Here is a 12900-nt window from a genome sequence, read left to right as displayed (position 1 = left end):
CGTCCGGGGTTGCCGGTCCACTCCGTGGCCCGGGCAGTCAACTTCGTTGACTGCGGCCCGGATCGCTCCGCGATCCGGGCGGCGGGCCGTGCTCCGCACGGCCCTTGGCTGGCTACGGGTTAGGGGGTCTTGCTGGGATGTGCGGTGACGGGTCGTGAAGACCGGGGCTTGCTACCCGTTCTCTGGTCCCTTGAGTCGCTGTCAGGAGGTTCATGGGTTGACAGGGGCGGCTCTGCGCAGATGACAGACTGACGGTTCGGAAACACTTCTGCAGTCGGTGTGCGTCACTCTTGATGCCAAGCTAGATTAAGGAGTGTCAGCCTAGGCCCTGCCGCTGTCCCTGGGGTCGATTGTCTATGTCTTGGTTGTCGCTGAAAAAAGCATGTTGCTGCACAGTGATCCGGGTCTTTTCTGGCTTGGAATATATCTGAAGCGGTCGAGGAGAGGAAAGTTCTGGTGACGCTGAAGGAGTTGTTTCCGCATCAGGTGGAGGCGGTCGACGCGGTTCTGAGGGTCTTGCAGACGCCTGCGAGCGGACACCTGCCAGCCGAGGGGCTGCGGACCCAGGTCATCGCCGCGACCGGCTCCGGGAAAACCCTGATCGCCGTCGCGGCCGCCGAGAAACTAGGCGCGCGGCACGTCCTGGTCCTGGTCCCGACACTGGATCTTCTGACCCAGACCGCGACCGCGTGGCGGGAGGGCGGCCGTACGGGAGCGATGGTCGGGGTCTGCTCACTGCGCGCGGAAGACTCCGACGGTGTGCCGTGCACGACCGATCCTGGTGAACTCGTCTCCTGGGTAAGGGGTCTGGAGCGGGTCACGGTGCTCGCCACGTACGCCGCTGTCGGTCTTGGCATTCTCCAGCGTGCCCATGCTGTCGGCCTTGGTGCGTTTGACCTGATGGTCCTCGACGAGGCGCACCGGACGAGTGGGTACGCCGGGAAGCCGTGGGCTGCGGTGCACGACCAGACACAGATGCCTGCGACCCGGCGGTTGTACATGACTGCCACGGCCCGGATCTGGGAAGCGCCCGAGCACGCCCGGGGTGGTGAGTCCGGTGCGCCGCGGTTGATCGCGAGCATGGATCCGGAGTCGCGGGTGTTCGGGCCGGTGGCGTACAAACTGACGCTCTCACAGGCGGTGAGCCGGGGCCTGGTAGCCCCGTATCAGGTGGTGTGCGTCGATATTTCCGATCCCGAGTTCCATCAGCTGCGCCAAGAGGCCGGGCTCGGGTCGGACGCCGCACGCGGAGCACGGCTCGCGGCGTTGCAGGCCGGGATCGTGACCGCGGCCGCCGACGAGAACCTGCGCAAGGTCCTGACGTTCCACAGCCGGGTCAGCGAAGCCGAAGCCATGGCCACAGGCATCGTCGACGCAGCCCGGAAGCTATGGGAAGACAACCCCAGGCGCTACCCGGAACCGCAGCGGGTATGGGCCAACTGGCTGTACGGCGAACACTCACCCGCCCACCGGCGTGCCGTGCTGGAGGAGTTCGCCTCCGACATCATCGAGGACCAGAACCAGGGCCAGGCGCAGCTGGTCGAGGGCGGCGTCGGGGGGCGCGGCAAGGTCGGAGAGCGTTCGGGGAAGAGACCGGTGCCGGCGGCGTTGCGGGTGTTGAGCTCGGTGAGGGTGCTGGGTGAGGGTGTCGATACGGCGAATTGTGATTCCGTCGCATTCTGTGATGCGCGGGGGTCGATGATCGATATCGTGCAAATGGTCGGACGCGCCCTGAGAATCAAACCCGGTGAAGGGAAAATTGCATCTCTGGTCGTTCCGGTATTCCTCGCTCCGGGTGAAAGTCCGGATGAAATGCTGACCTCGGATGCTTATGGAACCCTCGCGAAGGTCCTCTCAGCGCTGCGGGCACATGACACCGAAACGATCGAGCACCTCGCTGATCCCCGTATGCGGAGCGGGAGTTGGGAACCGGAGGGAGCCGAGGAAGGCGAGCCGGTAGCTGAGCGGGAGGTGTCGGAGGGCGAGCGGGGACCGAGCACGCCTGCGCAGGAGTTGCTGAAGTTCAGCACGCCCCGGGATCCGGCGCTGTTGGCACGGTTCGTGAAGCTGCGGGTCATCGAGCCGGAGAACACGTTCTGGCGGCGCGGTATCCAGGCATGCGTGCGGTATGTGAAGGACACCGGGGCGCAGCAGCTGCGGGTGCCGTACGACTACACCACCCCCGGCCACTGGGTCCCGGCCGGGTTCCCGCTCGGGACCTGGCTCGCCGACCAACGCAAAGCCCACAAAGCAAGGCGCCTGGATCCGGGGCGGGTGGAACAGCTCGACGGGCTGGGCATGGTCTGGTCGCATCAGGACGTCGCGTTCGAGGAAGGCCTCACCGCCGCCCGCGCCTGGGCAGCCGCCCACGGTCACCTGCTGCCGCCCACCACTGCGGTATGGGACGGATACCCGATCGGGACCTGGACCAAGAACCAACGCTTCGCCGCCCGGGCAGGGGAACAGAACGCGCAGCGGCGACAGGCCGGCCTCCCCGTCGAAAACAGTGCGGGTGCCTTGACCAAAGCGCGGCGCGCAGCGCTGGACGAGATCGACCCGGGATGGTGCCCTGCATGGGACACCGGGTGGCAGCGCTGCTACCGCCTCGTTCAGAACCTGCTCCAGAACGGCGGGGTCCTGCCGGCGGCGACCGGGAAGGTGATCGTGCAGGGCGAAGACCTCGGGCGCTGGGTGTCGGCGCAGCGGCACGGGTGGGAGCAGCTCCTGCCCGCACAGCAATGGCTCCTGGAGAACGTCCTCGGGATCGAACCCGCCGAGGAAGCAGAACGGCCGGTGAAACGGACACAGGACACCATGTGGGCGGTCAACATGGCAGCCGCACGGCAGTTCCATACCCGTGAGGGACATCTGCGGGTGCCTCGGAAGCATGCCGAGCACCTGGAGATGGGTGAGGGTCCGGCAGGCCATCAGAACGGCGCTGACGGGGTCGTGGTGGTCAAGCTCGGCACATGGCTGGACAACGTGCGTAAACGGGCGGACAGGCTAAGTGCGGAACGGCGGGCGGACCTTGATGCCCTCGGCATGCGCTGGTAAGCGGGCGGGGTGGGGGCTGTTGGGTCCAGGGGCAGGATGTGGTCCGGGCGGGTGGTGAGGAGATCGTGCGCGCCGACGAGAGGCTCTCCCGCTGTCGCTGCCTGGCTCGGGTGTCTCACCTCGCCAGCGCTGACTCCGCCTCTTCCTGTACGTGCCTGACTGTAAGCCCGTGACTACGCGGACGGAGAGCGCCATTCGCCGACGGTGAAGTCTGGGAGTGTCCAGGGGGCTCCATCCCGTTGTACGGTCGGGCGGGTACTGCAGCCATCGACACGGGAGCCGAAATGGGACCGGATCATGTTCCTGATTGGTTCTGGGAAGTCCTGGAAGCGACACGACCGCGCTTGTCTGCCCTTGAATTGTGGTTGGAGTCCCAGCCGCGGGAAGTCCTTGAAGCCTTCGCGCTCGCGTACGAGTCCGCGGCTGATTCGCTGGCCGACTTCTCGGAAGGCGTGAGCGTGGATGGGGACGTCTGGTCCGAAGACAGCACCGAAGATCTGTGCATGTGGGTGGTCGGGCAGGGCTGCGGGCTGTGGAGCTCGGTGATCGCAGGAGAAGTGCGGTTGGAAGAGGCCGCGCAGATGTATCTGGGCCATGCGCGGCTGCTTCCAGACTGCGTAGTGCCGTGGGACGAGGATGTCTCGGACCCGGAGCACAGGGGCTACCAGTCTCCCTGGGCCATCGTCCAGGGCATCTACCGGACGCGTTTTACCGAAGAACTCCATGAACGGTCTGGGGTACCTGAGGAGGTTGTCCGGCCGGGTGGATGACGCGGCGGGGCTCGCAGTGTAGACGTCGCTCGTTTCCCGCCCGTCGTCAGCATGCTCGAGGCCAAGGCGGGACCAGACGAGATGCGTCTGCCCCGGCCGCCCCGGGACGGCGAGATCTGAACACCGGCGTGGGCCGGCGTTCCGGTCCGCCGCGATAGCCGATGGGTGATTTCCCTCGCTTTCAGCACCGGGGCCGCTGTGGGGTCAGGGGTTTGGCCAGAGCCACGAGGGCTGCTCCCAGCACCGCGCCGAGCACCGGAGCGAGCAGGTAGATCCACAGGTGGCTGGTGTCCTGGGCCAGGAGCGCCGGACCGAACTGTCGTGCCGGGTTGGCCGATCCGCCGCTGAGGGGTCCGAACGTCGCGATGATGACCGCGGTGGCAAGCCCCACCTCGCAGGGGAGCAGTCTGCGGCCGGCGGGGTGTGCCAGGAGCACGGAGAGCATCATGGTCAGCAGGACGAGGACTCCGGTCTCTGCCGTGAGGATCGCGGTGGCGTCCCATGCCGGGTCGGCGTGGACGGTCGCGTAGCCGACGGGGACGCGGGAGACTGCCGATCCCCGACAGAGTCGGGCTCAGGTTGACCGCGCCTTACGGCCAGACCGGACTCGCCTCTCTCATGAGCCCGGAGATCGCGTCCCAGGACGAGGCACGCGTGAGGCTCTGCGCCGAGAACGTGGCCAAAGTACTGCTGAACGGCCTTTCGCTGCCGAGCTGAGGACAGTCGCCCGGCAGGTGCCCTGGCAGCCGGTCCGGCTTCAGTTCCCCGGGGCATCGGGATCGTTGGCGTTGAGCAGGGTCTGGATCCGGGTGTGCAGGGCAGTCCGGACCGAGACAGGGGTCAGGACGTGGAGCGGGGTCGCCAGGCCGAGTAGGTACGTGGCCAGTTCGTCGGGGGTGGAGCCGCCGACGGTGACGAGGGTGGCGTGGGTACCGAGGTTACGGGGGATGAGGAGCAGGGCCTGGTTCAGGGGGACGGGGACACGAACCGTGGCGTAAAGCGGGTAGCCGCTGGTGAGCATGTGGGAGACCAGGAGCACGGCGTCCGGCGGGTCGACGAGGTCGGCCGACTGGCCGGTCGGCTGGGCGTCGGTGACGCGGTCGGCGCGAAAGGTATGCCACTGGCCCCGCGCGACGTCCAGGGCGACCAGGTACCAGCGGTGGCCCGTGCGTACCAGGCGGTGGGGGTCGATGTCCCGGACCGTGGCCCGGTCCTGCCGATCGCGGTAGGAGAGCCGGACATGCTCACCCTGCCGGCAGGCGGTGGCCAGTTCCAGCAGCACACCCGGGGAGACCAGGCGTTCATCGGACCGGGGGGTGTGAACGAACGCGGCGTCCAGTTCGGGCAACCGGTCCGCGATGTGCGCGGGCAGCAGACTCTGGAGTTTCAGGAGGGCCGAGAGCGCTGCCTGGTCGGTACCGAGGACACCGCTGAGCGCCGCCTCGCGCAGGGCCACGGCCACGGCGAGCGCTTCCTCGTCGTCCAGGCTCAGCGGTGGCAACCTGCTGCTGCCGCCGCTGAGCCGGTACCCGCCCCAGGGGCCGGGGTCGGAGTCAATGGCGTAGCCGAGTTCGCGCAGGTTGGCGATGTCCCGCCGGACAGTGCGTTCGGTGACGTACAGCCGTTCGGCGAGTTCGCTGTTGGTCCACGACGAGCGGGTGGAGAGCAGCGAGACCAGCCGCAGCAGCCGTGCGGAAGTGCTGATCACATGCCGGAGCGTAGGGCACGACCAGGACCGAAGCTGTCCTGGTCCCGTCGTAGCGTCAGATCCACGAGGGAGACACCGGGTCCGGATTCGGTTCGGGCTTTCACGTGCCCCCACCCACCCCTCAGGAATCGAGGAACGTCATGACCGTGCAGGACCTGGACGACTTCACAGCGCTGGAGCCGTTCTTCCGCATCGTCGGGGAGGGGCTCGACGGTCTGATCGATGGGGACCATTTCTTCGACTGGTTCACCGAGGACGCCGTCACCGAGTACGTGGTCACCGTGCCCGACTACCCGAGAAGGATCGAGGGCCGGGACGCACTGGCCGAGCTGTACCGCGGGTACGGGGACACGATGGTCGCGGAGAGCGCCGACGGCCTTGCCGTCCACCATGACCGTGAGACCTCGGTCATCGTCCTCGAGTACGTGGTGCACGGTCGCGCGGTCGGCACGGGACGGGCGTACGAGAACCACTTCGTCTCCGTGATCACCATCCGGGACCGCAAGATCACGCACTGGCGGGACTACCTCGACCCGCTGGCCGTCCTCGACGCCCCCGGAATCTCCTTCCCGGCGCGTCCCCGTTCAACGGACTGAACGGCCTCGCCGGCCGCCCGTCGGACGCGGTGCGCGACGGACTTCACGGTGACCTCCACGCGGCCCGTGCCAGTGATTTCGTCGAGCAGTCCACGCCGGTCACGGCCCCGACAGAGGATCATTTTGCGGCCCACCGGCCACCCCGAAGTTCTGCCGGCTCTCCATACCAGAAGGCGGCAGTTGTCTCCGACTCGGGCAGGCGTCGGCCGGAGCGCGCCGCCAACAGCGGTCGTGAACGAGCCTATCCCTCCGGCTCACGGCTCACGGCGGTCCGCGCGTTGACGCCGGCCGGTGCGGATGTCCGTCGAGCGGAGTACGGGAGGGAGACCATGCCGACGGGCCCCGGGGGAGGTAAGGAAGGCGACCGTGGTGGCGAGGTCTGCGGGGGTACCGGCGCGGCCTGTCGCCGTGGCGGCGACGAGGGTGGTGCGGCGGGCTTCCGGGAGGCAGTCGCGGAAGAACTCCGTGTCGGCGATGTAGCCGGGCGAGACGACGTTCGCGGTGATGCCGCGTGGGCCGAGCTCGCGGGCCAGGTCCAGGTTCCAAGGTGGCGAGTCCCGCCTTGGCGGCCCCGTAGGAGCCAGCGCCCTGGTCGGCGGCGATCGAGCCGATGTGGACGACCGTGCCGCCGGGGGCGAGCCGGTCGTCCAGTGCCCGGGGGCAGTGCGGCACTCACCAGGTTCGCGTCGAGGTTGGCGCGGAAGTCCCGGGCGTGCCCCTGTGGGCGACGTCGTCCTCACCCGCGGCGACGGCCGCCACCGGCCACCACCAACTGGGTCGAGGAAGTCGAGAACACCGACACTCACCAGGGCGTCATCCTTGAGAGCCGAGGACATCGGCGATCGCCGCGATGACCAGGAGGGCAGGGGCGCCACGCGGCCCGACTCGATCTTCCGGAGGGTCTCCGGTGGGACACGTGCGCCGAGAACAGTTTCGAGCATCGAGCGCTTTTCCCTGGCCCGAGACAGGAGGGCACCAACGCTTTCCGCGTCCGACCTCTGCGGGAGTATGCGACACCCCGCCCATGGCCGCAATTCAAGTACCGGTATAGTAATGACGGTATAGTTATTGGTTGCGTGAGAAGGGCGCCGCATGATCGAGATCCTCAACCCCACTCTGCTGGCCCGGGCAAGAACCACCGGCGCCCTGGTCGGTGACATCCTGCAGAGGCTGAAGAGCCGTAGCACGATCGGCACGAACCTTCTGGACATCGACCGGTGGGCCGAGAGAATGATCGCCGAGGCGAGAGCGTCGTCCTGTTACGTCGACTACGCGCCGTCCTTCGGACGCGGCCCGTTCGGCCACTACATCTGCACGGCCGTCAACGACGCCGTGCTCCACGGGCGGCCGTACGACTACACGCTCACCGACGGCGATCTACTGACCCTCGACCTCGCCGTCTCCAAAGGCGGAGTCGCTGCAGACGCTGCCATCAGCTTCATCGTGGGCAACACAAAGCCCTCGGAGAGCGTCGCGATGATCAGCGCGACCGAACGCGCGCTGGCCGCAGGGATCGCCGCTGCCGGGCCCGGGGCTCGTATCGGCGACATCTCCCATGCCATCGGCACGGTCCTCAGCGAGGCGGGGTACCCGATCAACACCGAGTTCGGAGGTCATAGCATCGGATCAACGATGCACCAGGACCCGCACGTTGCGAACACCGGACGGCCTGGCCGTGGATACAAACTGCGCCCCGGGCTACTGCTGGCACTGGAGCCATGGGTCATGGCAGACACCGCTCAACTCGTCACTGACACCGACGGGTGGACGCTCCGAAGTGCGACAGGCTGCCGGACAGCACACAGCGAGCACACGATCGCTATCACCAACGACGGAGCCGAAATCCTCACCTTGCCGAAGCAAGCGCAGCCGTGAGGTCGCGGCCCCGTGTCTCCGGGGTCCCGGCGCCCACATCGCCGACGACGACGGTCGCGCGGCATGAAGGAACTCGATGAAGTTCAACGCGCTGCTCACGAACGCGGTGATCTTCCACAACGCCCTGGACATCGCCGAGACCGTGCGGCAACTGCTGGAAGAGGGCTGGGAGATCGCCCGAGGACCTGGCCCACATCTCGCCCTACCTGACCGAGCACATCGACCGGTTCGGCGCGTACTCCGCCCACGAGCTCGGCATCCAGCCCGACGCATACGACCCGAAGCTCGACGTCGACTTCACCCCGCTGGAGAGCAGGACCTGACCGCCGCTGGCCTCGGCCAGGCCGCCTGAATCAGCAGGTGCTGAATCTGGCGAAGCGCCTTCAGCGGCGTAGGACGCTCACTACGCGCTCCCTGCCAAGGATCGGGGCGTCCTCGCATCCTTCGGGAGTGACGAGGCAAGGGCCGACCCACTTGCGGGAGTAGCCCGTCGGGTCGTCATGGTCGGGGTAAGTGCGGCCGTACGAACCACTGGTGGCGGTAGATGCGGCCGGCGGTGTCGCGGGCACCGCGGTCGTCGTCGGGTGCGGGGTGGATGGGCTGGCGGAGCGTGATGTAGCGGACCGGGGCATCGGGGTGCTCGGCACCGGCCGGCGCAGGCGTTTGCGGGCAGCGGCGTCGGGCCGTACCTGTTCGGCCTGCCACAGTGCGCGGCGCGCGTCGGCGGGCTGGCGGATCAGCAGCAGGGTCCGGATGATCCGGAGCTGGTCCTCGTTGTTGTCGTTGACGTGGTCGGCACCCACGCCGTACCGGTCCTTCGCCGGGCGGCCGTGCCTGTCGACGGCCCAGGTGTGCTTCACCTCGTCCCACTCGGTCTCGGTGTTCAGCGGAATCGTCGCGCCGAAGCCGACGGCCAGGTCCCCGGCGAGACGCCCTGGCATGGTGATCGGCGACGGCTCCAAATGCAATCTCACGTTCTGCGGGTGCCGTGCGTCTACTGGTCAGGAGAGGGGAGAGGCAGATGAACACTCGGCATGTCGAGATCGAGACGTACCTTGGGCCGATCACGATCGTCGCCAGGGACGAGGCGGTCACCGGCCTGTATTTCGGACAGCACATGCGCCGGCCCCCGCAGGAGGCGTTCGGCCCCGAGGTCGGTGACGCGACGGACCCGTTGCTGAACGAAGCGGTCCGTCAGCTGTGCGACTACCTGGCGGGGCGCCGCAGGCAGTTCGACCTTCCGCTCGCGGCCGAGGGCGACTCGTTCCAGCACGCCGTCTGGGACATCGTGAAGAGCATTCAGTGCGGCGACACGACCACCTACGGTCGTATCGCCGAGCAGGTCGGGGGCCGTGGTCTCGCGCAGCAGGTCGGACAGGCCGTGGGCGCGAACCCGCTGTGCATCTTCGTCCCGTGCCACCGCGTCGTCGGCTCCACCGGGGCTCTGACCGGGTACGCCGGCGGGCTGAAGCGCAAGCAGGCGCTGCTGGAGCTCGAGGAGCCGCCCGCGAGCGACGCCGGACGATTGTTCTGATGCGGAATCTCACGTTTATCACCGCACGTACGTCTTCACTGGGATGGACATGAAACAACCGTTCGAGAGCGTGGTTGTGCAGCATGGTGCGACCGTGCTGCGCGTCTGCCGGGTCGTCCTCGGCCCGCACGATGCGGACGACGCATGGTCGGAGACCTTCCTGGCCGCCATGCGTGCCTATCCCGATCTGCCGGAGACGGCGAACGTGGAGGCGTGGCTCGTGACGATCGCGCACCGCAAGGCGATCGACGTGCTGCGCGCCGCGAAGCGGAACCCCCTGCCGGTCGACGAGGTACCGGAAGCGCCGGGAGGACAGGGCGTCCCGGATGCCGAGGACGTCGGCCTGTGGGCCGCGGTGAGGGAACTGCCCAGCAAGCAGCGTCAGGCCATCGCCTACCGGTATGTGGCGGGGCTGGCGTACGCCGAGATCGCGGAGATCCTCGGCGGCACCGTCGAGGCGGCCCGCAGGGCCGCCTCGGACGGGCTGAAGAATCTCAGGAAACACTATCCGGGCGCGATCACGAAAGGAGCATCGTCGTGAGCGACATGCGCAACGATGACGACATGGCCGTCCTGCTGACGACACCCGTGGACGCCGGCGCTCTCCGCCGCCTCCACCGCCGTCTGGAGCAGGCCGCCGAGCAAGCCGACCTGATCGATGTCGCCTACACGACCATCGACTCGCCCGTCGGCAAGCTGCTGCTCGCCGCCACCCCGAAGGGGCTGGTCCGCGTGGCGTTCGACGGCGAGGACCACGACCAGGTTCTGGAAGCCCTCGGCCACAAGATCAGCCCGCGGATCCTGCGCGCGCCCAGGCGGCTGGAGGAGGCGGCTCGCGAGATCGACGAGTACTTCGCCAGGCGCCGCCGGGTCTTCGACGTGCCGCTGGACCTGTCCCTGTCGCGCGGATTCCGGCGCCTGGTGCAGACGCATCTGCCCGAGATCGGATACGGGCAGACCCGCAGTTACCGCGACATGGCTGAACTCGTCGGCAACCCCAAGGCCGTCCGGGCGGTGGGCACGGCCTGTGCGACCAACCCGCTGCCGATCGTCGTCCCCTGCCACCGTGTGCTGCGCACCGACGGCACCCTCGGCGGCTACATCGGCGGACTTGAGGCGAAGACCGCGCTGCTGGACCTGGAGGCCGCGGCATGAGCATCACCGAGGCGACCGCCGAGAGGACGGACCGATGGGGCCGTCGTGTCGAGTCCGGCGACTGGCAGGCGATCACCGCGGAGATCGACGAGTACGGGGGCGCGCTGCTGCCGCAGCTGCTGACTCCCGAGGAGAGCGCGGAGATCAGGGAGCTGTACGGGCAGGACGGCCTGTTCCGCAGCACCGTCGACATGGGCCGGCACCGTTTCGGCGAGGGCCAGTACCGGTATCTCGACACCCCCTACCCCGAACCGGTCAAGCGGCTCAAGCAGGCGTTGTACCCCAGGCTGCTGCCCATCGCCCGGGACTGGTGGGCCAAACTCGGCCGGCCCGCGCCGTGGCCGGACTCGCTCGACGAGTGGCTGCAGATGTGCCACGACGCCGGGCAGACGAAGTCCACGGCGATCCTGCTCCGCTACCGGGAGAAGGACTGGAACGCTCTGCACCGCGACCTGTACGGCGACCTCGTGTTCCCGCTGCAGGTCGTGATCAACCTCAACGAGCCCGGTGTGGATCACACGGGCGGCGAGTTCCTGCTCCTCGAACAGCGCCCCCGCGCCCAGTCCCGGGGCACCTCCACGCTGCTGCCGCACGGTCACGGGTACCTGTTCACCACCCGTGACCGGCCGGTCAGGTCCGCCCGCGGATGGTCCGCCGCGCCCGTTCGCCACGGTGTGTCCGCCATCCGGTCCGGCGAGCGCCACACCCTTGCCCTCGTCTTCCATGACGCCGCGTGAGCGACGCGATGAACACCTACACCCTTCTCGGGGCCGACGGCCGGCCCTACCGGTCGCCAGTGAAAGGAGAATGGGCCGGCCACCGTGGCTCGAAGATCTACGGACGGCTCGACTGCCCTGCCGCGCTGCGGGCCATCGCTCGCGGCGGCTACGTGAGGCACCGGGTCTTCTTCGCCGACGAGGCCACGGCCGTCGCCGCCGGGTTCCGCCCCTGCGGAACATGCTGCAAGGACCGCTATCAGCGGTGGAAGACCACCCGAGAGAACGGCCGACCATGGACCCCCTGACCAGCCCCCTGCTGAAGAGGCCGACGAGCTACGAAGCGGACCTGACGGCGACGGACGCCGAGGTCGCAGCCCTCGTGCGGCTGGCGCACGGCCGCCAGGCCCACACCATCATGATCGGATCCGGCCGCACCCCCCGCGCACGTGAGACCGCCCGCCTGGTCGAATCGGCCTGGGACCGCGCGGGAGGCGTGGCCCTCGGCACGATCACCTGGCCCGAGACCGGCGCCTCCTGGCTGCGCCACGCGTCACGGTTCGCCGCCGCCGATCCTGACCTGTGGGTGATGGCCGGCCCGGCGACCGGCTGGGCGCAGATGACCCGGCGCCTGCTGTGGTCGACCCCGTGGCGCCCCGAACGCACCCTGGCGACCGCTGCGGTCGGCGATCCGCGCACGCTCGCACTCGTCGGCCTGATCAACCTCAACGGCCTGGTCGGCGCGACCGCCCACGGCACCACCTGGCTCGTCGAGGACGACTCCCTCCAGCACCCCACCCTCACACAGGACAGGCCATGACCGCGCTGTTCACCCCACAGCTGCCCGACCGCGACGCGGGAGACATCTCCCCGGGCGCCACCCACATCCCCGACTGGCTGCCCGTGGGACAGCAGAAGTGGATCACGGACCGGTTCCACGAGTGGGTGCGAGGCCCAGTCCCCCCGCGCGCCGCGACGGTCAGCGGCCACCAGATGTCCGTGCGCACCGTATGCCTGGGCTGGCACTGGCAGCCGTACCGGTACACGCGGCGGGCCACCGACGTGAACGGCGCCCGTGTCCTTGCGTTCCCCGACTGGATGGTCCGTCTGGGACGCAGCGCCCTTCGGGCCGCCGGGTACGACACGGCCACGACCGCCTCGTACACGCCCGACACCGCGCTGGTGAACCATTACGACGCCCAGGCCCGCCTGGGAATGCACCAGGACAAGGACGAGGAGTCCCGAGCCCCGGTCGTGTCGCTGTCCATCGGCGACACCTGCACCTTCCGCTTCGGCAACACCGAAAGCCGCGGAAAACCGTACACGGACCTGCTGCTGGCCTCCGGCGACCTCTTCGTCTTCGGCGGGCCCGCCCGCCTCGCCTACCACGGTGTCACCAAAGTGCACCAGGACACCGCCCCCGCGGGATGCGGCATCAGCGGCGGCCGGATCAACATCACGATGCGTGTGACAGGGCTCGACGGGTGATCGC

At 68.4% G+C, this 12900-nt stretch carries 15 protein-coding genes and 1 pseudogene; 12 read left to right on the top strand and 4 right to left on the bottom strand.

Going from position 1 to position 12900, the window contains the following annotated elements; genetic code table 11:
* The first annotated feature begins 456 nt into the window (after positions 1–456).
* Together GA0115234_RS01860 and GA0115234_RS01855 are read left to right on the top strand one after the other, a co-directional pair.
* A complete protein-coding gene (locus GA0115234_RS01860; protein ID WP_093539032.1) occupies positions 457–3054 on the top strand; it encodes a DEAD/DEAH box helicase in 2598 nt (865 codons plus the stop codon).
* Positions 3055–3338: 284 nt separating this feature from the next.
* Complete coding sequence (locus tag GA0115234_RS01855) at positions 3339–3824, top strand: hypothetical protein (RefSeq protein ID WP_093539031.1); 486 nt, start codon at positions 3339–3341, stop codon at positions 3822–3824.
* Between the two features lie 181 nt (positions 3825–4005).
* On the opposite strand, the gene GA0115234_RS01850 is transcribed toward GA0115234_RS01855, so the two are convergent.
* Complete coding sequence (locus tag GA0115234_RS01850) at positions 4006–4278, bottom strand: aquaporin (RefSeq protein WP_256088549.1); 273 nt, start codon at positions 4276–4278, stop codon at positions 4006–4008.
* A 125-nt stretch (positions 4279–4403) separates the two neighbouring features.
* Here GA0115234_RS01850 and GA0115234_RS42130 point away from each other — a divergent pair, with 125 nt between their 5' ends.
* Complete coding sequence (locus GA0115234_RS42130) at positions 4404–4541, top strand: hypothetical protein (protein ID WP_176729042.1); 138 nt, start codon at positions 4404–4406, stop codon at positions 4539–4541.
* Positions 4542–4581: 40 nt separating this feature from the next.
* On the opposite strand, the gene GA0115234_RS01845 is transcribed toward GA0115234_RS42130, so the two are convergent.
* Entirely contained in the window at positions 4582–5532 is a 951-nt protein-coding gene (locus GA0115234_RS01845; protein ID WP_093539029.1) for a helix-turn-helix transcriptional regulator, read from the bottom strand.
* 140 nt (positions 5533–5672) lie between these two features.
* Between GA0115234_RS01845 and GA0115234_RS01840 the strand changes: the two genes are divergently transcribed.
* The gene (locus tag GA0115234_RS01840; protein WP_093539028.1) at positions 5673–6128 is read left to right on the top strand and encodes a nuclear transport factor 2 family protein; all 456 of its coding nucleotides are present in this window, start codon (positions 5673–5675) and stop codon (positions 6126–6128) included.
* Positions 6129–6382: 254 nt separating this feature from the next.
* Here the strand turns inward: GA0115234_RS01840 and GA0115234_RS01835 are convergent.
* A pseudogene (locus tag GA0115234_RS01835) lies at positions 6383–6843 on the bottom strand (SDR family NAD(P)-dependent oxidoreductase); the annotation flags it as partial.
* Positions 6844–7220: 377 nt separating this feature from the next.
* Between GA0115234_RS01835 and map the strand changes: the two are divergent.
* The gene (map, locus tag GA0115234_RS01830; RefSeq protein ID WP_093539027.1) at positions 7221–8003 is read left to right on the top strand and encodes a type I methionyl aminopeptidase; all 783 of its coding nucleotides are present in this window, start codon (positions 7221–7223) and stop codon (positions 8001–8003) included.
* A 383-nt stretch (positions 8004–8386) separates the two neighbouring features.
* Here map and GA0115234_RS01825 read toward each other — a convergent pair whose 3' ends face one another.
* Entirely contained in the window at positions 8387–8944 is a 558-nt protein-coding gene (locus GA0115234_RS01825; protein ID WP_141718367.1) for a hypothetical protein, read from the bottom strand.
* Between the two features lie 80 nt (positions 8945–9024).
* Between GA0115234_RS01825 and GA0115234_RS01820 the strand changes: the two genes are divergently transcribed.
* The 7 genes from GA0115234_RS01820 to GA0115234_RS01790 all read left to right on the top strand — a co-directional run bounded on the left by GA0115234_RS01820 (position 9025) and on the right by GA0115234_RS01790 (position 12896).
* Positions 9025–9537, top strand: coding sequence for a methylated-DNA--[protein]-cysteine S-methyltransferase (locus GA0115234_RS01820; RefSeq protein ID WP_093539025.1), 513 nt, complete (start codon positions 9025–9027; stop codon positions 9535–9537).
* A 70-nt stretch (positions 9538–9607) separates the two neighbouring features.
* Entirely contained in the window at positions 9608–10078 is a 471-nt protein-coding gene (locus GA0115234_RS01815) for an RNA polymerase sigma factor (RefSeq protein WP_256088544.1), read from the top strand.
* A gap of 5 nt (positions 10079–10083) precedes the next feature.
* A complete protein-coding gene (locus GA0115234_RS01810) occupies positions 10084–10692 on the top strand; it encodes a methylated-DNA--[protein]-cysteine S-methyltransferase (RefSeq protein ID WP_093539051.1) in 609 nt (202 codons plus the stop codon).
* Positions 10689–11429 carry a 2OG-Fe(II) oxygenase gene (locus tag GA0115234_RS01805; RefSeq protein WP_093539024.1) on the top strand — a complete coding sequence of 247 codons (741 nt, stop codon included), beginning with the start codon at positions 10689–10691 and terminating at the stop codon, positions 11427–11429. Before GA0115234_RS01810 ends, GA0115234_RS01805 begins: the two co-directional genes overlap by 4 nt.
* On the top strand, positions 11426–11716 hold the full coding sequence (locus tag GA0115234_RS01800; protein ID WP_256088543.1) for an Ada metal-binding domain-containing protein: 291 nt from the start codon (positions 11426–11428) through the stop codon (positions 11714–11716). Before GA0115234_RS01805 ends, GA0115234_RS01800 begins: the two co-directional genes overlap by 4 nt.
* On the top strand, positions 11704–12228 hold the full coding sequence (locus tag GA0115234_RS01795) for a hypothetical protein (protein WP_202553257.1): 525 nt from the start codon (positions 11704–11706) through the stop codon (positions 12226–12228). Before GA0115234_RS01800 ends, GA0115234_RS01795 begins: the two co-directional genes overlap by 13 nt.
* Entirely contained in the window at positions 12225–12896 is a 672-nt protein-coding gene (locus GA0115234_RS01790; protein ID WP_093539023.1) for an alpha-ketoglutarate-dependent dioxygenase AlkB family protein, read from the top strand. Before GA0115234_RS01795 ends, GA0115234_RS01790 begins: the two co-directional genes overlap by 4 nt.
* Positions 12897–12900: the final 4 nt, after the last annotated feature.

Origin of the sequence: Streptomyces sp. DvalAA-43 (assembly GCF_900091725.1) — a bacterium.
GTDB lineage: Bacteria > Actinomycetota > Actinomycetes > Streptomycetales > Streptomycetaceae > Streptomyces > Streptomyces pulveraceus.
Note: the sequence above shows the minus strand (reverse complement) of the source record. Positions and strands in the feature narration are given on the sequence as shown.